The organism is Mesorhizobium sp. NFR06 (genome assembly GCF_900115245.1).
Taxonomy (GTDB): Bacteria; Pseudomonadota; Alphaproteobacteria; order Rhizobiales; family Rhizobiaceae; genus Mesorhizobium.
On sequence record NZ_FOVT01000001.1, the window covers coordinates 291,324 to 311,680 of the forward strand.

The following is a 20,357-nucleotide window of genomic DNA, read 5'->3' on the forward strand; positions in this document are numbered from 1 at the left end:
TTTCGCCGGCTGCGCCGTTATCCGGTCCGCAGCCCAGTCTGACAGGCGATCGCGCCTGTCATAGGAAAGGATCCACACATGACCATCCATTCGCTAGCATTGACGCCGCTGATCGCGCTGATCGCCGGCGTGCTGATCCTGGTGATGCCGCGGCTCCTCAACTACATCGTCGCGCTTTACCTGATCATCGTCGGCGTGCTCGGCCTTTTCCCCCATCTCGCCAGCTGAAATCCCGCGCCGATTTAGGCTTCACTCGATTTCAACTTTCATTTGAGGCTGTTGTCGCTGACCGTGCGGCAATCGCGCCATTGCTCTTGGTCCGGCTTTTCGCTATGTGCCTCAGAGGCATTTTCGAAGGGGAACTCTTAATGGCTGATCACTCGCCGACCGGTCCTGTCGAGCTTGGCGCGCAGATGGACTATGCCGAGCACGATCGCACCTATAAGGGCTTCCTCAGCCTGGCCAAATATGGCTCGCTGGTCTGTGCCGCCATCCTTATCGCAATGGCCTTCGGCTTCTTCGTCGGCGGCTTCTTTTCGGGCCTCATCGTGTTCATCCTGGTCGCGGCCATCGGCACTCTCATTCTGCGGTAGACTTCCCAAGCCCATTGCCCTCGACGTCGCCGGACGTCCCGGCCGACGCCTTGCGTAATCAAGGTTCCAGCCGAAAGGATCGTCCGGTGGGACAAATAGTGTTCATCCCTCGTGAGGTTGACTCGAACGAGCCGCGCGTCGCGGCCTCGCCAGAGACGGTCAAACGTCTGGCGGGTCTCGGCTTTGACGTGATCGTCGAAAAGGGTGCCGGTCTCGACTCGCGCATCCCCGACCAGGATTTTGCCACGGCCGGCGGCACGATCGGAACGGCGGGCGACGCCAGGAAGGCCGATGTCGTGCTGAAGGTGCGCCGGCCGACCGATGCGGAGCTGAAGGGCTACAAGTCGGGCGCGGCCGTCATCGCCATCATGGATCCCTACGGCAACGATGCCGCGGTGGCCGCCATGGCCGAGGCCGGCATCACCGCTTTCTCCATGGAATTCATGCCGCGCATCACCCGCGCCCAGTCGATGGACGTGCTGTCCTCGCAGGCCAATCTCGCCGGCTATCAGGCGGTGATCGAAGCTGCCGCCGAATATGATCGCGCGCTGCCGATGATGATGACGGCGGCGGGCACCGTGCCTGCGGCCAAGACCTTCGTCATGGGGGTCGGCGTCGCCGGCCTGCAGGCCATCGCCACCGCGCGCCGCCTCGGCGCCATTGTCACCGCCACCGACGTGCGCCCGGCGGTGAAGGAGCAGGTGCAGTCGCTCGGCGCCAAGTTCCTGGCGGTCGAGGACGAGGAGTTCAAGGCGGCCGAGACGGCCGGCGGCTACGCCAAGGAAATGTCGAAGGATTACCAGGCCAAGCAGGCGGCGCTCACCGCCGAGCACATCGCCAAGCAGGATATCGTCATCACTACGGCGCTGATCCCCGGTCGCCCCGCGCCGAAGCTGGTCTCGGCTGGCATGGTCGCGTCGATGAAGTCGGGTTCGGTGATCGTCGACCTCGCGGTCGAACGCGGCGGCAATGTCGAGGGCGCCGTTCCCGGCAAGGTCGTGACGACCGAAAACGGCGTCAAGATCGTCGGCCATCTCAATGTGCCGGGACGCGTCGCGGCCTCGGCCTCGCTGCTTTACGCCAAGAACCTTTACGCCTTCTTGGAGACGATGGTCGACAAGGGGACGAAACAGCTTGCCGTCAAGCGCGACGACGAATTGGTCAAGGCGACGATGCTGACTGACGCTGGCCGTGTGGTGCATCCGAACTTTGCCAAGGCGGCGCAAGAGCCGCGCACCGAGCCGGCTGCGATCCCGGCTACGATCTTGGTCGCCGGCGCCTCAGCCAAACCTGCTGCGAAAAAGACAACGGCGAAAAAACCTGCCGCAGCCAAGTCGCCTTCGTCCAAGTCGAAAGGGACCGCGTGATGGAACAGCTGCAGAAAGCCCTCGACCAGCTCGATCAGGCGACGGCCGCCGTTCGCCTTGCGGTGCAGGATCTGGCCAACGCGCCAGCCGGCGCCGAGGCCGCAGGCAACGCCGCGCACGCGCTGTCGGGCGGCGCCATCGATCCCTTCGTCTTCCGTTTCGCCATCTTCATCCTGGCGATCTTCGTCGGCTATTATGTCGTCTGGTCGGTGACGCCGGCGTTGCACACGCCGCTGATGGCCGTCACCAACGCCATCTCCTCGGTCATCGTCGTCGGCGCGCTGCTTGCCGTCGGCATTTCGGCTTCCGGTGTCGCCGCCGGCTTCGGCTTCGTCGCGCTGATGCTGGTTTCCGTCAACATCTTCGGCGGCTTCCTCGTCACCCAGCGCATGCTGGCCATGTACAAGAAGAAGGAAAAGTGACGTGAACGCCAACTTCGCTTCCTTCCTCTATTTGGTTTCCGGCATCCTGTTCATCCTGGCGCTGCGCGGCCTGTCGCACCCGACCACCAGCCGGCGGGGCAATATGTATGGCATGATCGGCATGGCCATCGCCATCGCCACCACGCTGGCCTTGGCGATCCCGTCTGTCCCGTCGTCGGGCCGCTACGGCCTGATCGTGCTCGGCCTCGCCATTGGCGGCGGTGTCGGCGCCGTCACCGCGCGCCGCATCGCCATGACCTCGATGCCGCAGCTTGTCGCCGCCTTCCACTCGCTCGTCGGCTTCGCCGCCGTCATGGTGGCAGCCGCCGCCATCTACGCGCCGGAAAGTTTTGGCATCGGCACGGCAGGCGACATCCATGCCCAGGCGCTGATCGAGATGAGCCTTGGCGTCGCCATCGGCGCCATCACCTTCACCGGCTCGGTCATTGCCTTCCTCAAGCTCGACGGCCGCATGTCCGGCAAGCCGATCATGATCGGCGGTCGCCACCTGATCAACATTGCGCTCGGCATCGCGTTGGTGGTGCTGATCGTGCTGCTCGTCACCACCGAATCGAAGCTCGTCTTCTGGCTGATCGTGGCCGCCTCGCTGGTGCTCGGTGTGCTCTTGATCATCCCGATCGGCGGCGCCGATATGCCGGTCGTGGTGTCGATGCTGAATTCCTATTCCGGCTGGGCAGCGGCCGCGCTCGGGTTCACGCTCGGCAATCTGGCGCTGATCATCACCGGCGCGCTGGTCGGCTCCTCGGGCGCGATCCTGTCCTACATCATGTGCAAGGGCATGAACCGCTCCTTCATCTCGGTCATCCTCGGCGGCTTCGGCGGCGAGACGGCCGCCAAGGCCGACGACGGCATCGAGCGCACCGTCAAGCAGGGCTCGGCCGACGACGCCGCCTACCTGATGATGAACGCGCAGAAGGTCATCATCGTGCCGGGCTACGGCATGGCGGTCGCGCAGGCCCAGCACGCGCTGCGCGAAATGGCCGACAAGCTCAAGGCCAACGGCGTCGAGGTGAAATATGCCATCCACCCGGTCGCAGGCCGCATGCCCGGCCACATGAACGTGCTCTTGGCCGAAGCCAACGTGCCCTATGACGAGGTGTTCGAGCTGGAGGACATCAACTCGGAATTCGCGCAGGCCGACGTCGCTTATGTCATCGGCGCCAACGACGTCACCAACCCGTCCGCGCGCGACGACAAGTCCTCGCCGATCTACGGCATGCCGATCCTCGACGTCGACAAGGCCCGCACCTGCCTGTTCGTCAAGCGCTCGCTCGGCTCCGGCTATGCCGGCATCGACAACACGCTGTTCTACAAGGACGGCACCATGATGCTGCTCGGCGACGCCAAGAAGATGACCGAGGAAATCGTCAAGGCAATGGACCACTGATCCCGATCGACTTGTCGAACTCCGGGCGTGCGCCCCAGCCTCTGCTCAATCGAGTGTCGGTGGAATGCCCATTTTGCGATCGGATAGAATTTCGTCGTAAAGCTGATTGGGAGTTTTTGCGATCTACTCGACGATGATCACCTTGCCGGTAATGGCTCCTTCCACACTCTTGGCATAGGCAAGCCCCACCCGTTTCGACGAAACGGGCTCATGACCGGGGAACCACTCGCCATATCTCGGTACGGACACGTCCAGAAGTCCGGGGCTCACGGCATTGATGCGAAGACCACGTGGCATCTCGATCGCCGCGCCGAGAACAAAGCCTCGGAGCGCGCCGTTCGCGGTTGCCGCCCCCGTTCCCATGCGAATAGGGTCGCGGTCGAGCACGCCGCTTGTTAGCGTGAACGAGCCACCGTCACTGACAACCGCTAACCCTGCCAGCACCAAATTGACCTGCCCCATGACCTTGTGGCGCAGGCCCAGCATGAATGTCTCTTCGGTGTATTCGCCAAGTGATCCGAAATGGACATTGCCCGCGGTCGATATGACGGCGTCCACCTTGGCGCATCTGGCGTACATGGCGTCGACCGATGCGCGGTTGGCTATGTCGACCTGAATGTCGCCGCTGGACCGTCCAGCCTTGATGATCTCATGGCGGAAACCCAATTCGCTGCAGACAGCCTTTCCAATATCGCCCTCGGCGCCGACGACGACAATTCTCATGACAGGTCCTCTGTCATCTCGTCATACCGTTTGAGCTTGTAGGCAAGCAGTTCGGAGCAGCGATCCAAGGCCGCACGCCGCATATCCAGATGCACTGCATGGTCAACAAGAACCGCTTTCCGTTCGGACAGGGTTTCGTTGCCCCTCTGATAGAGTTGCGCAAAGTACCGCATCCGCTCCATGGGCATACCCGTCTCGCGCAATGACGAAAGCAGGATGAGCCATTCGACATTCTCCGCCGAGAAGTCACGCCTTCCATCACGGCCTCGCGCGATCTTCGGAAGCAAATGCAATTTCTCATAGTAGCGGATGGTGTCGATACTCAGCCCGCTTGCGGATGCCGTCTCCGATATACGCATGTGTCGCCCATAGCCTGCCGATTTTTCGTTAGGCTACCAAGCTGGAGCAGCTCTAGGTCAAGCGGCAATCTTCACCCCGCCGCATGTCGTCCAAAGTGCGCAGCGGTTTTAGGAGAGCGACATGCATAAAACCTAAAGTACGTTGCCTGAATCCGTTTCGTCACGAGGCGCTCAGGGCCGAGCTGCCGTCCGGGGCTTCGGTTGGCTTGGCGCAGGCGCCGACGGGCTTCGGTTCGAACGCCTGGTCGTCCGCTCAAATATCCAGATTGGCCACCGAAAGCGCATTGTCCTGGATGAACTCGCGCCGCGGCTCCACTTCGTCGCCCATCAGCCGCGAGAACAGCGAGTCGGCGTCGGTCGCGTCATTGACCTTGACCTGCAGCAGCGAGCGCACGTTCGGATCGAGCGTGGTCTCCCAGAGCTGCTCGGCATTCATCTCGCCAAGGCCCTTGTAGCGCTGCATGGTGAGGCCCTTGCGGCCGGAAGCGAACACCGCGTTGAGCAGCGCCAACGGCCCCGAAAGCAGTTCCGAGGTCTCTTTGCGGCGCAGGCTCGGCTGCTCGCCATAGATTTCCGCCAGGCGCGAAGCGTAGCGGTCGAGCTGGCGCGCGTCGGCCGAATTGATCAGCCCGGCATCGAGCTGCACCACATCCTTCACGCCGCGCACGGTGCGCTCGAAGACATAGCCGCCCGAGCCGTCATTGGAGGTCGACAGCCGGCCGGTCCAGCCGCGTTCGGTCTCCTCGGCGATCATGTCGAGCCGCCCGGCGACGCGCTCGGCCATCGCGTTGGCGCGGCCGAGATCGGCAAGCACGTCGGGATTGAGCGCGCCGGCGATCGCCGCCTGCTCGACGACGCTGCGGTTGTAGCGCGTGTGCAGCCCGTTGATCAGCTGGCGCACCGCCAGCGCATCGTCGACGGAGCTGCGCAGGTCCTGCCCGGTGCGGACCTCGCCGGAGGCCAGCACCAGCGAGGCTTCGTCAAGCCCGGACTCGATCAGGTATTCCTCATAGGCGCTTTCGTCCTTGAGATATTGCGAGCTCTTGCCCCGCGTCACTTTGTAAAGCGGCGGCTGGGCGATGTAGAGATGGCCGCGCTCGATCAGCTCCGGCATCTGCCGGAAGAAGAAGGTGAGCAGCAGCGTGCGGATGTGGGCGCCGTCGACGTCGGCGTCCGTCATCAGGATGATCTTGTGGTAGCGCAGCTTGTCGGCGTTGAACTCGTCCTTGCCGATCGAGGTGCCGAGCGCGGTGATCAGCGTGCCGATCATGTCGGAGGAGAGCATGCGGTCGAAGCGCGCCCGCTCGACATTGAGGATCTTGCCGCGCAGCGGCAGGATCGCCTGGTTCTGGCGCGAGCGGCCGCCCTTGGCCGAGCCACCAGCGGAGTCACCCTCGACGATGAAGATTTCCGATTTCGCCGGGTCACGTTCCTGGCAGTCCGCCAGCTTGCCGGGCAGCGAGGTGACGCCGAGCGAGCTCTTGCGGGTGATGTCGCGCGCCTTGCGCGCGGCCTCGCGCGCGGCGGCCGCCTGGATCACCTTCTCGACCACCACCCTGCCTTCGCTCGGGTGTTCTTCCAGCCAGGTGCCCAGCGCCTCGTTGACCAGGCTTTCCACCACCGGACGAACCTCGGAGGAGACCAGCTTGTCCTTGGTCTGCGAGGAGAATTTCGGATCCGGCACCTTGACCGAGAGAACTGCGGTCAGGCCTTCGCGGCAGTCGTCGCCGGTGAGCGATACCTTCTCCTTCTTGGTTTGGCCGGAAGATTCGCCGTAGCCGGTGACCTGCCTGGTCAGCGCCGCGCGAAAACCGGCCAGATGCGTGCCGCCGTCGCGCTGCGGGATGTTGTTGGTGAAGGCCAGCACATTCTCGTGGTAGCTGTCGTTCCACCACATTGCGACCTCGACGGTGATGCCGTCGCGCTCGGCGCGGATGGCGATCGGCGTCTCGATCAGCGGTTTCTTCACCCGGTCGAGATATTTGACGAACTCCTCGAGACCGCCGTCATAGTGCAGTTCGTGGCGCACCAGGTCGGCGTGGCGGGCGTCGGTCAGCACGATGCGCACGCCGGAATTGAGGAAGGCGAGCTCGCGCAACCGGTGCTCCAGCGTGTTGTAATCGAATTCGACCATGGTGAAGGTCTCGGCCGACGGGAAGAAGGTGATCTCGCTGCCGCTGCGGCCTTCGTAAGTGCCTGGCTGCTTGTCCTGCACGTAGCTGCCGGTCACCTTCAACGGCGCATCCGCATTGCCATGCGTGAAGCTCATCTCGAAGATTTCGCCGTTGCGGCGGATCTTGAGTTTCAGCCAGGCGGAAAGCGCGTTGACGACCGAGACGCCGACGCCGTGCAGGCCGCCTGAAACCTTGTAGGAGTTCTGGTCGAATTTACCGCCGGCATGCAACTGCGTCATGATCACTTCCGCCGCCGACACGCCCTCTGAGGGGTGGATATCGGTCGGAATGCCGCGGCCATTGTCGATGACGGTCACCGAACCGTCGGGATTGAGCGTCACCGAAACGAGGTCGGCGTGGCCGGCCAACGCCTCGTCGATGGCATTGTCCACCACCTCATAGACCATGTGATGCAGGCCCGAGCCGTCATCGGTGTCGCCGATATACATGCCCGGCCGCTTGCGTACGGCATCCAACCCCTTCAAAACCTTGATGGAATCGGCGCCGTACTCGGCTTCCGCGCCAATGGCGCTCTCGGTCTGGTCGCTCATGAAAACCTGTCTGATTGATGTCGCTGATCCGACGCGGAAAAATGGCCCCGAATCGCGCCGTTTTGATGTCCTAGATATAGGCGCAAATGGTTGCTTTTCCAAGGTTTGCGGGCATTTTGCCGGCTCGCGGAGCGGCCGTTGCGCGCCAGCACGAGATTGCTGGGCGCATGCATGGGGACGCCCGGGCCCGTCCGACCGCGGAAGCCGCGCCGACGTGCGGCTTCGCAACTGCCTTCACACGACAATGTCGGGCCTATTCGGAGGCAAGGCCGGCGCGCAGCGTCTTCAGCGCTCCGCTCCAGCGGAACAATTCGTCGAGCATCGTCCTTGCACCGCCCAGCACCTGCTCGCTGGGATGGTATGCGCGGTCCTGGTCGAGCAGCGTCGCATAGGCGGGCAGCGCCACGCCTTCCGGGATCGGCATGACGCCGACGGAGGTGAGCAGTGGCTTCAAGGCCTGCGCCGCGCGCAGGCCGCCGGACACGCCGCCATAGCTGAAGATCGCCGCTGGCTTGTAGCGCCATTCATGGAGCAGGTAGTCGATGGCGTTCACGATCGCCGGCGCCACGAAGTAATTGTATTCGGGCGCGACGAACACGAAGGCGTCGGCGGCGTCGATTGCCTTCGACCACGCCTTGGTGTGGTCGTTCTGGTATTTGCGCAGGCGCGGATGATGCGGCTCGTCGAGCATCGGCAGCCCGAACGCGGCGATGTCGGTCAGCACCGGCTCGAACTTGCCGTGCTCGCGCGCGAAGCCCTCGAGCCATCCGCCGAAGATCGGGCCGGCGCGTCCCGGCCGCGTGCTGCCGATGATGATGTCCAGACGATGCTTCACGTGCGGCTCCTTGCTTGACAGTATCCGTTGGTGACTAAAGTAAGCTGCCTCCGGCAACAAGCCGGCATTTGCCGGCCCCGGTCACATTCCGGCGAGGCGGCGGCGCTCGCGGTCGGTCACATGGACGCCGGCTTTGCCGGGCACTACATTGGGCGCTGTCAGCGGAGCATGCTTCATGGACACCAAGCCCGCCCCCTTCGTGCCGCCGGCGCCGAAGCCGCGCACCCAGCCGCCGTCGACGCTGGAGATGATGCGCATCGTCTACCGCAACCCGCTCGAACTGTGGGGCGAGCATACCTATAACGAGCCGTGGATTTCGGTTACGGGCATCGGCGGGCCGCTGGTCATCGCCAACGATCCGGGCCTCATCCGCCACGTGCTGATCGACAACGCCAGGAACTACAAGATGGCGACGGTACGCCAGTTGATCCTGCGTCCGATCCTGCGCGACGGTCTGCTCACCGCCGAGGGCGAAGTGTGGAAGCGCTCGCGCAAGGCGATGGCGCCGGTGTTCACGCCACGCCACATCTTCGGCTTCGCCCCGCCGATGCTGAAGCGCACGCTGGAATTCGTCACCCGCTACGAGGCCGGCGGCATGACCGATGTCGCCCACGACATGACGCTGCTCACCTTTGATATCCTCGCCGAGACGCTGTTTTCCGGCGAGATCGCCGGCGAGCCGGGAAGTTTCGCCAAGGAGATCGACCGCCTGTTCGAGACCATGGGCCGGGTCGATCCGCTTGATCTCTTGCGGGCCCCGGAATGGCTGCCGCGTTTGACCCGCATCCGCGGCCGCAAGACCATGGCCTATTTCCGCAACATCGTCGCCGGGACGGTGAAGATGCGCGAGGAGCGGCTGAAGCGCGATCCCGATGGCGTACCGGAGGACTTTCTCACGCTTCTGCTCAAGGCCGAGGGGCCGGACGGGCTGACGCGCGCCGAAGTCGAGGACAACATCATCACCTTCATCGGCGCCGGCCACGAGACGACGGCGCGGGCGCTGGGCTGGACGATCTATTGTCTCGCCGAGGCGCCCTGGGAGCGCGACAGGGTCGAGCAGGAGATCGACGCAGTGCTGGCGCGCGAGCCCGATCCGACCAAGTGGCTGGATGCCATGCCGTTCACCCGCGCCGCTTTCGAGGAGGCCCTGAGGCTTTATCCGCCGGCGCCCTCGATCAACCGCGAGCCGATCGAGCCGGAAACCTGGAACGGCCTCTACATCCCGAAATACGCCGCCGTGCTGGTGATGCCCTGGGTCGTCCATCGCCACCGCAAGCTGTGGGACCGGCCGGACGCCTTCATGCCGGAGCGCTTCCATCCGGAGAACCGCGACAGGATCGATCGTTTCCAGTACCTGCCGTTCGGCGCCGGGCCGCGTGTCTGCATCGGCGCCAGCTTCGCCATGCAGGAGGCGATCATCGCCCTGGCGATCCTGTTGTCGCGCTTCCGCTTCGACGCCACGCCCGAGACGCGGCCATGGCCGGTGCAGAAGCTGACCACGCAGCCGCAGGGCGGCCTGCCGATGCAAGTCTCCCGTCGGGCTTGAGAGGGGCTGCCGGAATTGCGCAACTTCCGAACGTAAGGCTACGGCGAAGCCGCCGAGCCTAAGCGCAGCGCATCTTTTTCCTGGAATTGCCTTATCGGTCGGCGATCGGCCGGCGCTGCTGGAACTGTCCGGCGGCGCGGAAGCGCCACAGATAGCTCGGCAGGATCGTGGCGATCGCCTGCGGTTGGATGCCGAGGCCGGCAAGCGTCCTGGCAGCCTTGGCGGCTTCGTCCGAAACGATATTGTGCTCGCGCAGCTGCAGCACCTGGTCCTTGGTCAGCAGCGGATTGGGCAGCAGCTGAAGGATCGACGCCTGCATGTTCGCCATCCAGAACGGCACCGGCACCAGCAGGCGACGGCGCTCGATGACCGCGAGCAACTCTTCCATGCATTGCTTGAAGGTCAGCACCTGCGGGCCGCCAAGCTCATAGACCTGGCCGCGCTCGATCGTGCCGTCGACCGAGCGCGCCACCGCTTCGGCGACGTCCCCGACATAGACCGGTTGCAGCTTGTTCTGGCCGCCGCCGATCAGCGGCAGCGCCGGCGAGTAGCGCGCCATGCTGGCGAAGCGGTTGAAGAAGGCATCCTCCGGCCCGAAATTGATCGATGGCCGGAAGATGACGGCGTCGCCGATCGTGTCGAACACGGCCTTTTCGCCAAGCGCCTTGGTGCGGGCGTATTCGGATCGCGAATTCAGGTCGGCGCCGAGCGCCGAGATGTGGGTTAGGCCGGCGCCGACCGAGCGTGCGGCTTCGGCGACGGCGCGCGCGCCGAAGTCATGCACCGCCCCGAATTTCTGGCGCCCCGCCTCATGCAAAATGGCGACGAGGTTGACGACATGGTCGGCGCCCTGCACGGCGCGGTCGACCGACCAGCGCACGCGCACATTGGCCTGCACCGGCTGGATCTGGCCGACATTGCCGAGCGGCTGCACGTGGCCGGCGAGGTCGGGCCGCCGGCAGGCGACCCGGATGCGGTAGCCGCGCTTGGCCAGCGCCCGCACCACATGGCGACCGACGAAGCCCGAGCCGCCGAAGACGACGACGAGCTTGGGGGTCTGCAGGATTTCGGTCATGACTGGCTCCGCGCGCGTAAATGCTTGGCTGAGGCCGTTTCTTAATCCGTTTCTCGCCAAAGGCAAAGAGCGACCGGAGGTCGCCGCCGCCTTGTTTTTGAACTTGCTCGGAATGCGGCTCCAGCCGCGTTTGGCGAAGGCAGAAAACCCCGCCGAAGCGGGGTTTTCCAGGCAGTGTCCACGCCGAAACAGGGGCAAACGAGGCCGCCTGACCTGAGACGGTGTCAAGGTGGCGTGAAGCAAGCACGCCCGCCCCGGCCCTGAACGCCCGGCGCGGCGCCGCCAACCGCGAGCCGGACGAAGCCAACCAGGCGGCTCACGGCGTGGGGTACCGCGGATGGGTCGTTGCAGGGTGGCAAAAGGTTCAATCCCGGGAATTCAGGCCGAATAGCGCTCGGCGAATTCCGAAATGCGCTGCACCACCGTCTTGGATGTGGTGATGCCGCGCGCTTTCGCTTTCTCCGCGGCCTCGGCGCGGGACCGGCCGGGAACATGCACGCCGTAGCGCCGCCGCAGCCGGTCGAGCTGCTCCTTCATGCGCTGCTCGAAGTCCGGATCGAGCAGCTTGGGTTCGATGGCGAGAACGAAGAGGCCGGTGCCGGGGCTGTCCGGCCCGCCGGTGAACCAGGGCGCGTCGAGCGACCAGTTGGCGCCGGAAATGCCTGCGGCCAGCACCTCGACCATAAGCGCGATGTTGGCGCCGCGCTGGCCGCCGAAGGCCAGCATCGCGCCCTTCATCGCCGCCGCCGGGTCGGTGGTCGGGTTGCCGCTGGCGTCCAGCGCCCAGCCTTCGGGGATTCTCTTGCCATCCTCGGCCGCCTTGCGGATGTTGACGAAGGCGGTGGCGCTCGACGACTGGTCGATGACCAGCGGCGGCCCGTCGGCGGCAGGTGCTGCAAAGGACATCGGGTTGGTGCAATAGACCGGCTTGACCGAACCTGAGCCGGCAAGCACCGCCGGCCCGTTGGTGGCCGCGAAGGAGACCAGGCCCTGCTCGGCGAGCCGTCCGGTGAAATAGCCGAGCGCGCCGCATGTATAGGCGTTCTTTTGCGAGAAGATCGAAACGCCGAACAGCTTCGCCGCCTTGACCAGGTCCTCGATCGTGCGGTCGAAGCCGGTATGGGCAAGGCCGCCGCGGGCGTCGGAGAGATAGACGGCCAGCGCCGGCCGGGTGATGACCGGATCGGCATTGCCGTCGATGCGGCCGGCTTCGAGCGCTTCCAGATAGTCGATGAAATGCGACAGCCCTACCGTCGACAGGCCTTCCGCCTCTGCGGCGATGATGGAGGCGGCGAGCGAACGCGCGGCCTCCTCGTTGGCGCCGGCGCCGAGTGCCGCCATCCGGCACAGCCCTGTTGCCTGGTCGAGAGTGAGTTGCATGTGAACGCCTTGGTGAATGGTCGATGGTGAATGGTGACGAGAGATCAGGGATCATTGAAGGGCAGGGGCATGGCGATCTGGTGACCGTTCACCATTTTGCCTTCACCATTCACTACCCGATCTTGACCGGAATCCGAGCCTCTATCCGGCTGAAGGCGAAGACCAGGATGCCGGTGATGGTCATATAGATCAGCGCCAGCAGCAGCAAAGGCTCGTAAGTCAGGTAGGTGTCCTGGCGCACCTTGGAGGAGACGGCGAAGATATCGATGACGCTGATCGTCGCCACCAGCGGCGTCGACTTCAACTGCAGCACGGTTTCGCCAGTCAAGGTCGGCAGCGCCCGGTAGAAGGCCTGTGGCAGCCAGATGCGCCTGAAGATTTTCCAGCGGCTCATGCCGAAGGCGCGGGCGGCCTCGAGCTGGCCTCTCGGCACGCCGGCAAAGGCGCCGCGCATCACTTCGCCCTCATATCCGGCGAAGGAAAACGTCAGCGCCACCACGCCATATGGCCAGGCCTGCCTGAGATACGGCCAAAGCCACGATTCGCGTATCCACGGGTACTGCGGAAAGAGCGAACCGAGGCCGTAATAGAGCAACCAGAGCTGCAACAGCAGCGGTGTTCCCCGGATGATGGTGCAGAACACCTTGGCCGGCACGGCGAACCATAACGGTCCGCCTGCTTGCGCGAGCCCGAGCGGCACGGCGAGCGCAAAGCCCAGCGCGCAGGTGACGGCGAGGATCCACAGCGACCGCCAGATGCCTATCAGGCCCATTTCCCAATATTGCGGCAGCCAGTCCCAGCGCATGAAGAAGGCCGCGCAGAGCACCAGCCCCAGGGCAATCAGGATCAGCACGATGCGGTGCGGCCTGAGCCACAGCGAGGCGCGTGCGGCCATGTTGATCGCGCTCGCTTCGGCCGACATCAGCGCGCCTCCTTGACGGAGGGCATGCCGCGCCGCGACCATCCCTCGACGCGACCGATGATCAGGTTGGAGAACAGCGTCAGCGCCAGGTAAAGCGCGCCGGCCGCGAGGTAGAAGATCAGATAGGCCTTGGTGACGCCTGCCGCCTGCCGCGTCGCAAGCGTGAGCTCAAAAAAGCCGACGACGGCGAGCAGGGCGGTGTCCTTGGTGGCGATCAGCCAGAGATTGGCAAGGCCGGGGATGGCGAAAGGCAGCATCGCGGGCAGCGTGATGCGCCTCAGCATCAGGCCCGGCGCCATGCCAAAGGCGCGGGCGGCTTCGATCTGGCCTTGTGGGATGGCGAGGATGGCGCCGCGGATCACCTCGGTCGAATAGGCGCCCTGGACGAATCCCAGCACGAAAATGCCGGCCGCCAGCCCGCTGATGTCGACGCGCTGGTATCCGACAGCCGCCAGCACCTGGTTGATGAGGTCGGTGCCGGCGTAATAGAGCAGCAGGATCAGAACCAGTTCCGGCACCGCGCGCACCACGGTCGTGTAGACGGCCAGCAGGTCGCGTGTCACGGGTCCGCCATAGAGCTTGCCGAACGCGCCGGCGGTGCCGATCAGCAGGCCAAGGCAGGTGGCGCCGACGGCTATCTCGATCGAATGCAGCAAGCCGACGAGCAGGGTGCCGCCCCAGCCGGGCGCCACGGGCGACAGGAGTTCGAAGATGCCGGCCGCGGAAGCCGGAAGAAAGACGTCGATCAGCTTCGCCCCCGTATTGCTGTCCGACCGCTGACAAGGCGTTCAGCGGCAAGCATGCGTGGCAAGGTTGGGAAAGGCGGCACGGCGCTGGCGCCGTGCCGCTCACTCAGTGCGATATCGTCAGTTCGACTGCGTGGCGCCGCCGTAGATGTCGAAATCGAAGTACTTCTTCGAGATCTCGTCATACTTGCCGTTGGCGCGGATCGCCTTGATGCCGTCGTTGATCTTTTCCTTGAGCGCGGTGTCTTCCTTGCGCACGCCGGCGCCGACGCCTGGCCCCAGCACCTCGTCATCCGGTGCCACCATGCCCTTCAGGTCGCAGCAGGCCTTGCCCTGGTCGGTCTTGAGGAATTCGCCAAGCGCGATGGAGTCGGCCTGCACCGCGTCGAGACGGCCGGCGGCGAGATCATTGTTGGCTTCGTCCTGGGTCTGGTATTCCTTGATCTCCTGCGCGCCGGTGAAGTGCTTCTTGGCGTAGACCGCATGCACCGTCGACACCTGGACGCCGACCACCTTGCCCTTGAGGTCGTCTGGCGTGGCGCCGAATTTCTGGTCCTTCGGCCCGATGATCGCCGTCGGCGTGTTGTAATACTTGTCCGAGAAGTCGATCGTCTTCTTGCGTTCGTCGGTGATCGACATGGAGGAAACGATGAGATCGATCTTCTTTGTCGTCAGCGCCGGAATGATGCCGTCCCAGGCGACAGGTGTGATCACGCAGTCGAGCTTCTCTTGCGCGCAGACGGCATCGATGAATTCGATTTCCCAGCCAACCCATTTGCCGGAAGCATCCGGCGACGTGAAGGGCGGATAGGGTTCGGCGGCGACGCCGATCTTGACCGGATCGGCCTTGGCCGCGCCCATGGCGGCGACGCCGAAGAGCAGTGCGGCTGCGAATGTCTTGAGAACAGTCTTCATGTCAGAACTCCCAGTTTGTTGTTGTTCCCGGTTTCTTCGCTCCGCTTGATGCCGGCCTAGCCGACATTGCGGAGGAATTGCTTGAGCCTTTCGGATCTGGGCGCGCCGAACAGACGCTCCGGCGGCCCTTCCTCCTCGACCAGCCCGTTGTAGAGGTAGACGACATGCGTCGCGACCTCGCGGGCAAACTTCATCTCATGCGTCACCAGAACCATGGTGCGCCCCTCGCGCGCCAGGTCGCCGATCACTTTCAGCACTTCGCCGACCAATTCCGGGTCGAGCGCCGAGGTCGGCTCGTCGAACAGCATGACGCGCGGATTGATCGCCAGCGCCCGGGCGATGGCTGCGCGCTGCTGCTGGCCGCCCGACAGGAATGCCGGATAGACGTCGCGCTTCTCCGCCAGCCCGACGCGGGCAAGCAGCTTCTCGGCCTGGGCGATCGCCACGTCGCGCTTGACGCCAAGCACATGCACCGGAACCTCGATGACGTTCTCGATCAGCGTCATGTGGCTCCACAGGTTGAAGTTCTGGAACACCATGCCGAGCTTGGAACGGATGCGCTCGATCTGCCTGCGGTCGGCCGGAACGGTGTGGCCATGGCTGTCGGCCCGGAGCTTGATCTCCTCGCCGTTGACGCGGATGATGCCGCTGGTCGGATTTTCCAGGCAGTTGATGCAGCGCAGCAGCGTCGACTTGCCCGAGCCCGAACCGCCGATGATGGCGATCACCTCGCCGTCGCGCGCCGACAGCGACACGCCTTTCAGCACATGCAGCTGGCCGAATTTCTTGTGCAGGTTCTCGACATGGATGGCTTCAGCAGCGCCGTTTTGCACCTCGCCGGATGAGACTGCGGCAGCTTCCACCGCGCTCAACGGGTGGCCTCCGTATGGTCGACCGCAGTTCGTGGAGCGTCTATCCGGCTAATCAACATACGCTGTACTGTCCCGCTCCTGACTTCAGCATGGGCCCAGCAGCGCGAGCCCGTCAATCCCGCTCATTACGGCACTTGCGGGCTTGTTGTGCAAGTGTATAAATAGCCTTTCATGAAATTTTCTCGGTTTTTTTCAGCTTAAAAGGGCATCGATGAGCGCTTTCGGATCACAGTCCATGGCGGCGCCGCTGCGACGCGTGCTGATGCGGTCGGCGACCAATGCCATGCGCGACGCCGATAGGGCTGCCTGGCACTATGGTCCGGAATTCAACCCGGCGAAAGCTGCCTCGCAGCATGCCGTCCTTGCCGATCTGGTGGCGGCTTCCGGGGCCGAAATCGAATGGATCGAGGACAGGGCCGACGGACTTTCGGATTCGGTGTTCACCCACGACCCATCGCTGATGACCGACCGCGGCGCGCTGATCCTGTCCATGGGCAAGCCGTTGCGCGCCGGGGAACCTTCGCTGCACGAGGAAGCCTACAAAAGACTGGGCATTCCGATCCTCGGCCGCGTCGAGGCTCCTGGGCAGGTCGAAGGCGGCGATTGTGTGTGGGTGGATGCCCGCACGCTGGCGATCGGGCGCGGTGTGCGCTCCAATCAGGAAGGCATTCAGCAGGTTTCCAACCTGCTGACGCCGCTGGGCATTTCCGTCTTCGGCTTTGATCTGCCGTTGTGGCACGGCGAAGAGGCGTGCCTGCATCTGATGTCGGTGATCAGCCCGCTGGCCGACGACCTCGCGCTCGTCTATTCACCGCTTTTGCCGGCGCCTTTCTACCAGATGCTCAAGGCCCGCGGCATCCGGCTGGTCGAAGGCGACGCCGAGGAGTTCGCCGCGTCCAACGGCCTCAGCCTCAACGTGCTGCCGACCAGCCCGCACAAGGTCATCGCCGTCGCAGGCTTTCCCAAGACCAAAGCCGCGATGGAAGCCGCCGGCTGTACGGTTGAAATTTTCGAGGCGGACGCGCTCTGCATTGCTTGCGAAGGCGGGCCGACATGCCTGACGCGGCCGATCCTGCGTCAATGAATGCGCGCCGCAAGTTCCGCCGCGAGGGCGAGGAGCGGCGGCGGCAGGATCTGATCGAGGCTGCTTTGGACAGCGTGGCGCAATATGGCCTGCAGGGCGCCACCTTGCGCACCATCGCCTTGCGTGCCGGCGTCACCGCCGGGCTGATCCGGCACTATTTCCCCGGCAAGGAAGAATTGCTGCAGGAAGCCTATGCCGCGCTGGTCGGTCGAATGACCGAGCAGGCGAAAGCGGCATTGGTCATGGAAGATGCCACGCCGCGCCAACGCCTTGCGGCTTTCGTCACCGCCAACCTCAACGCGCCGATCATCGACACGCAAGTGTTTTCGCTCTGGGCAACCTTCCTCGGCCGCGCCAATGCGGATCCAACGCTCGCCCGCGCCCATCGCGAAGGCTACCTTGGCTTTCGCAACGAGGTCGAGGCGGTCGTGGCCGAAGTGCTCGTCGCCGAACGGCTCAAGCCGGACCCAAGTGAGCTGCGCCACCATGCCATCGCGATCAATGCGATCATCGACGGACTCTGGATCGAAGGCTGCCTTGCCGGCGAGATGTTCTCGCCCGGCGAATTGGCGGCGATTGGCATCAAGGCCGTCGAGGCCGAACTGGGCCTCGCGCCGCTGAAGCATGATCCCGAAAAGTAGGAACCGGTTTTCGGAGAAAGATCATGCTCCATCAAAGATGGTAGACCGGGATGGCGATTCAACCAAACGCCATCACGGTCTCGAGCAATTCCAGGAAAAGTGAGAAGCGGTTTTCCGTCCGGAATTGCGTAAGAAACAAAGAAATAGAGCGGATCACTGTTTCCGTTAACAGTGATCTCCTCCAAGGGGAGAACACCAATGACCACGCTCGGCGAAGCGCTCATCACACTGCTCGAGGCGCATGGCGTCGACACCGTCTTCGGCATTCCCGGCGTGCATACGGTCGAGCTCTACCGCGGCCTGGCCCGGTCGAAGATCCGCCACGTCACGCCGCGCCACGAGCAGGGCGCCGGCTTCATGGCCGACGGCTATGCGCGCGCCGGCGGCCGGCCCGGCGTCGCCTTCGTCATCACCGGGCCGGGACTGACCAACACCATCACCGCGATGGGCCAGGCGCGCGCCGATTCGGTGCCGATGCTGGTGATCTCCGGCGTCAATGCCACCGATACGCTGGGCAAGGGGTTGGGCTTCCTGCACGAACTGCCCGACCAGCGCGGCATGATGGAAAAGGTTGCGCTGTTTTCTGAGCGTGTCACCGAGGCCGGGCAGCTGCCGGGCGCGCTCGCCCGCGCCTTCGCGCTGTTTTCGTCGGCGCGGCCGGGGCCGGTCCATATCGAGATCCCGACCGACGTTATGGTCAAACCGGCCGACGGCATTACTGCTTCGCTCACCAATTCAGCGCCGCCGGCGCCGGATGGCGCGGCCATTGCCGAAGCCGCCGGGCTCATCGCAGCCGCGCGCCGGCCGCTAATCCTGGCTGGCGGCGGTGCCAAGCGCTCCGATGAGCCATTGCAGCGCCTGGCCGAGCGACTCGGCGCGCCCGTCGTCCAGACCGCCAATGCGCGCGGCCTGCTGCACGCGCATCCGCTTTGCGTACCCGCAAGCCCCAGTCTGAAAGCCGTGCGTGCGCTGATGGCCGACGCCGATCTGGTCATCGCCGCCGGCACCGAATTCGGTCCGACCGACTATGACGGCTACAGCGATGGCGGCTTCGTGCTGCCGGCCAATCTGATCCGTATAGATATCGGCGCCGACCAGCTCGCCCGCCGCCCGGTGAGCGTCGCCATCCAGGCCGATTGCGCGGAGGCGATCGAAGCCTTGCTCGGCGCGATTGGCCTCGCCCACGTCGCTGCCGAGCAAAGCGAAGCGCGCGCCGCTGCGGCGCGAAAGGCGGCTTTTGCCGAATTGAGCCCAGCCTATGCCGCGCAGGTGAATGCGGTGGAAACCATTCGCGACGCCTTGCCGGGCGCCATCATCGTCGGCGATTCGACACAGCCGATCTACGCCGCCAATCTCTACTACGACCATGACCGTCCAGGCGGCTGGTTCAACGCCGCGACCGGCTTCGGCGCGCTCGGCTACGGGCCGCCGGCGGCGATCGGCGCGGCGCTTGCCGTCCCCGACGCGCCGGTGGTATGCCTCACCGGCGACGGCGGCTTCCAGTTCACCTTGCCGGAGATCGGTGCCGCGCTCGATGCCGAGGCGCCTGTCATCTTCGTCGTCTGGAACAATCGCGGCTATCGCGAGATCGAGACCTCGATGCTCGATGTCGGCGTCGAGCCGGTCGGCGTGTCGCCGGCGCCGCCGGATTTCTGCAAGCTCGCCGAGGCCTATGGCATCGAGGCCGAGCGGCTGACCCAAGTTAGCGGTCTGGCCGAGGCGTTGAAGCGCGCCCGGGCCACCGGCAAGCCGCGCGTCATCGAGGTCGCCGTCGACTGAAGGACGTAGCGACTGGTGCGAGCCCCGGGTTGGGCACGGGTTGCCGTGTGCCGGCAACCCTCACGATCCGGCCGGCTCAGGCGCGGCGGCCAGGCGTCGCCGCGCCTGTCCGACGCATGCAAAGACGCTGCGCCAGCCATGTCGATATTTCAATTGAGTGACAGCGCGAAAGGCGCGACGTTCCAAGCTGGGGCGGCATAACCCGAGATATAATCATAAGAAACGACAGGAGCGGTTGGAGTATGACGGAAACGCTGAATGGCAGGCATGTCGTGGTGACGGGCGGTACTGGGGCGCTCGGCGGCGCGGTTGTCGGCAGGTTGCTTGAACAGGGCGCGATCTGCCACGTGCCAAACGCCCACGCGGCGGCGCCGCCGCATTTTCCATACGCAGCCCACGCCAGCGTGCATCTGGCGCACAATGTCGACCTGTCGGATTCGGCCAAGGTCGAGGCCTTTTACCACCAGGTGCCCGACCTCTGGGCCTCGATCCACCTTGCCGGCGGCTTCACGATGGCGCCGATCGAAAAGATCGAACCGGCTTCCTTCGCCGAGATGATGGATACCAACGCCCGCACCACCTTCCTGTGCAGCCGCGCCGCGGTCCGCTCGATGCTGGCGTCGGATACGGCCGGCCGCATCGTCAATGTCACCGCGCGCGCCGGGCTCGATCCCAGGCGCGGTTCCGGCATGGTTGCCTATGCCGCGAGTAAGGCGGCCGTCGCGGCAATGACGGTGGCGATGGCGGAAGAGCTGAAGCACAAGGGCATTTTGGTCAATGCTGTCGCACCCTCGACACTCGATACCCCGGCCAACCGTGCCGACATGCCGGATGCCGATGTCACCAAATGGGTCAGCCTGGAAGCGGCTGCCGAAGCAATCGCCTATCTGGCATCACCAGCCAATCTGGCAATGAGCGGAACGCTGGTACCGCTTTACGGACGCGCCTGAGGAGGCGCTGTAGGC

20 protein-coding genes are annotated in these 20,357 nt (G+C 64.6%); 10 read left to right on the forward strand and 10 right to left on the reverse strand.

Annotation, left to right across the window (positions count from 1 at the left end; genetic code table 11):
- The first annotated feature begins 78 nt into the window (after positions 1 to 78).
- The 5 genes from F3H96_RS01365 (at position 79) to F3H96_RS01385 (ending at position 3,790) form a co-directional block, all read left to right on the forward strand.
- Positions 79 to 228: a DUF3096 domain-containing protein gene (locus tag F3H96_RS01365; protein WP_149790140.1), complete on the forward strand. Its 150-nt coding sequence runs from the start codon at positions 79 to 81 to the stop codon at positions 226 to 228.
- 140 nt (positions 229 to 368) lie between these two features.
- Positions 369 to 593: an aa3-type cytochrome c oxidase subunit IV gene (locus tag F3H96_RS01370; protein WP_149790141.1), complete on the forward strand. Its 225-nt coding sequence runs from the start codon at positions 369 to 371 to the stop codon at positions 591 to 593.
- Positions 594 to 679: 86 nt separating this feature from the next.
- Positions 680 to 1,960, forward strand: coding sequence for a Re/Si-specific NAD(P)(+) transhydrogenase subunit alpha (locus F3H96_RS01375; RefSeq protein WP_149790142.1), 1,281 nt, complete (start codon positions 680 to 682; stop codon positions 1,958 to 1,960).
- Complete coding sequence (locus tag F3H96_RS01380) at positions 1,960 to 2,382, forward strand: proton-translocating transhydrogenase family protein (protein ID WP_149790143.1); 423 nt, start codon at positions 1,960 to 1,962, stop codon at positions 2,380 to 2,382. Before F3H96_RS01375 ends, F3H96_RS01380 begins: the two co-directional genes overlap by 1 nt.
- Position 2,383: 1 nt before the next feature.
- The gene (locus tag F3H96_RS01385) at positions 2,384 to 3,790 is read left to right on the forward strand and encodes an NAD(P)(+) transhydrogenase (Re/Si-specific) subunit beta (RefSeq protein WP_149790144.1); all 1,407 of its coding nucleotides are present in this window, start codon (positions 2,384 to 2,386) and stop codon (positions 3,788 to 3,790) included.
- Positions 3,791 to 3,913: 123 nt separating this feature from the next.
- Here the strand turns inward: F3H96_RS01385 and F3H96_RS01390 are convergent, their stop codons facing one another.
- From F3H96_RS01390 to F3H96_RS01405, 4 genes are all read right to left on the reverse strand, one after another.
- The gene (locus F3H96_RS01390; protein ID WP_149790145.1) at positions 3,914 to 4,513 is read right to left on the reverse strand and encodes a short chain dehydrogenase; all 600 of its coding nucleotides are present in this window, start codon (positions 4,511 to 4,513) and stop codon (positions 3,914 to 3,916) included.
- Positions 4,510 to 4,872, reverse strand: a complete 363-nt coding sequence (locus F3H96_RS01395) for a MerR family transcriptional regulator (protein ID WP_149790146.1) — start codon at positions 4,870 to 4,872, stop codon at positions 4,510 to 4,512. Before F3H96_RS01395 ends, F3H96_RS01390 begins: the two co-directional genes overlap by 4 nt.
- A gap of 253 nt (positions 4,873 to 5,125) precedes the next feature.
- On the reverse strand, positions 5,126 to 7,597 hold the full coding sequence (gene gyrB / locus F3H96_RS01400; RefSeq protein WP_149790147.1) for a DNA topoisomerase (ATP-hydrolyzing) subunit B: 2,472 nt from the start codon (positions 7,595 to 7,597) through the stop codon (positions 5,126 to 5,128).
- Between the two features lie 253 nt (positions 7,598 to 7,850).
- A complete protein-coding gene (locus F3H96_RS01405; protein WP_149790148.1) occupies positions 7,851 to 8,432 on the reverse strand; it encodes an NADPH-dependent FMN reductase in 582 nt (193 codons plus the stop codon).
- Between the two features lie 175 nt (positions 8,433 to 8,607).
- On the opposite strand from F3H96_RS01405, the gene F3H96_RS01410 reads away from it, so the two are divergent.
- Complete coding sequence (locus tag F3H96_RS01410) at positions 8,608 to 9,978, forward strand: cytochrome P450 (RefSeq protein ID WP_149790149.1); 1,371 nt, start codon at positions 8,608 to 8,610, stop codon at positions 9,976 to 9,978.
- 91 nt (positions 9,979 to 10,069) lie between these two features.
- Here the strand turns inward: F3H96_RS01410 and F3H96_RS01415 are convergent, their stop codons facing one another.
- The 6 genes from F3H96_RS01415 to F3H96_RS01440 all read right to left on the reverse strand — a co-directional run bounded on the left by F3H96_RS01415 (position 10,070) and on the right by F3H96_RS01440 (position 15,888).
- Positions 10,070 to 11,053, reverse strand: a complete 984-nt coding sequence (locus tag F3H96_RS01415) for a complex I NDUFA9 subunit family protein (RefSeq protein WP_149790150.1) — start codon at positions 11,051 to 11,053, stop codon at positions 10,070 to 10,072.
- Between the two features lie 378 nt (positions 11,054 to 11,431).
- Entirely contained in the window at positions 11,432 to 12,433 is a 1,002-nt protein-coding gene (locus F3H96_RS01420; protein WP_149790151.1) for an Ldh family oxidoreductase, read from the reverse strand.
- A gap of 112 nt (positions 12,434 to 12,545) precedes the next feature.
- Positions 12,546 to 13,355 (reverse strand): ABC transporter permease, encoded by an 810-nt coding sequence (locus tag F3H96_RS01425; RefSeq protein WP_149790152.1) that lies wholly within the window; start codon positions 13,353 to 13,355, stop codon positions 12,546 to 12,548.
- Positions 13,355 to 14,068 carry an ABC transporter permease subunit gene (locus F3H96_RS01430; RefSeq protein WP_244619892.1) on the reverse strand — a complete coding sequence of 238 codons (714 nt, stop codon included), beginning with the start codon at positions 14,066 to 14,068 and terminating at the stop codon, positions 13,355 to 13,357. The genes F3H96_RS01425 and F3H96_RS01430 overlap by 1 nt, the downstream gene beginning before the upstream one ends.
- Before the next feature lie 153 nt (positions 14,069 to 14,221).
- Positions 14,222 to 15,016, reverse strand: coding sequence for a transporter substrate-binding domain-containing protein (locus F3H96_RS01435; protein WP_149790154.1), 795 nt, complete (start codon positions 15,014 to 15,016; stop codon positions 14,222 to 14,224).
- Positions 15,017 to 15,072: 56 nt separating this feature from the next.
- Entirely contained in the window at positions 15,073 to 15,888 is an 816-nt protein-coding gene (locus F3H96_RS01440; RefSeq protein ID WP_149790155.1) for an ABC transporter ATP-binding protein, read from the reverse strand.
- Between the two features lie 211 nt (positions 15,889 to 16,099).
- On the opposite strand from F3H96_RS01440, the gene F3H96_RS01445 reads away from it, so the two are divergent.
- The 4 genes from F3H96_RS01445 to F3H96_RS01460 all read left to right on the forward strand — a co-directional run bounded on the left by F3H96_RS01445 (position 16,100) and on the right by F3H96_RS01460 (position 20,342).
- A complete protein-coding gene (locus tag F3H96_RS01445; RefSeq protein ID WP_149790156.1) occupies positions 16,100 to 16,972 on the forward strand; it encodes a dimethylarginine dimethylaminohydrolase family protein in 873 nt (290 codons plus the stop codon).
- The gene (locus F3H96_RS01450; protein WP_149790157.1) at positions 16,942 to 17,613 is read left to right on the forward strand and encodes a TetR family transcriptional regulator C-terminal domain-containing protein; all 672 of its coding nucleotides are present in this window, start codon (positions 16,942 to 16,944) and stop codon (positions 17,611 to 17,613) included. Before F3H96_RS01445 ends, F3H96_RS01450 begins: the two co-directional genes overlap by 31 nt.
- 198 nt (positions 17,614 to 17,811) lie before the next feature.
- Positions 17,812 to 19,392, forward strand: a complete 1,581-nt coding sequence (locus F3H96_RS01455) for a 5-guanidino-2-oxopentanoate decarboxylase (RefSeq protein WP_149790158.1) — start codon at positions 17,812 to 17,814, stop codon at positions 19,390 to 19,392.
- A gap of 242 nt (positions 19,393 to 19,634) precedes the next feature.
- Positions 19,635 to 20,342, forward strand: a complete 708-nt coding sequence (locus F3H96_RS01460; RefSeq protein ID WP_149790159.1) for an SDR family NAD(P)-dependent oxidoreductase — start codon at positions 19,635 to 19,637, stop codon at positions 20,340 to 20,342.
- The last annotated feature ends 15 nt before the right edge of the window (positions 20,343 to 20,357 follow it).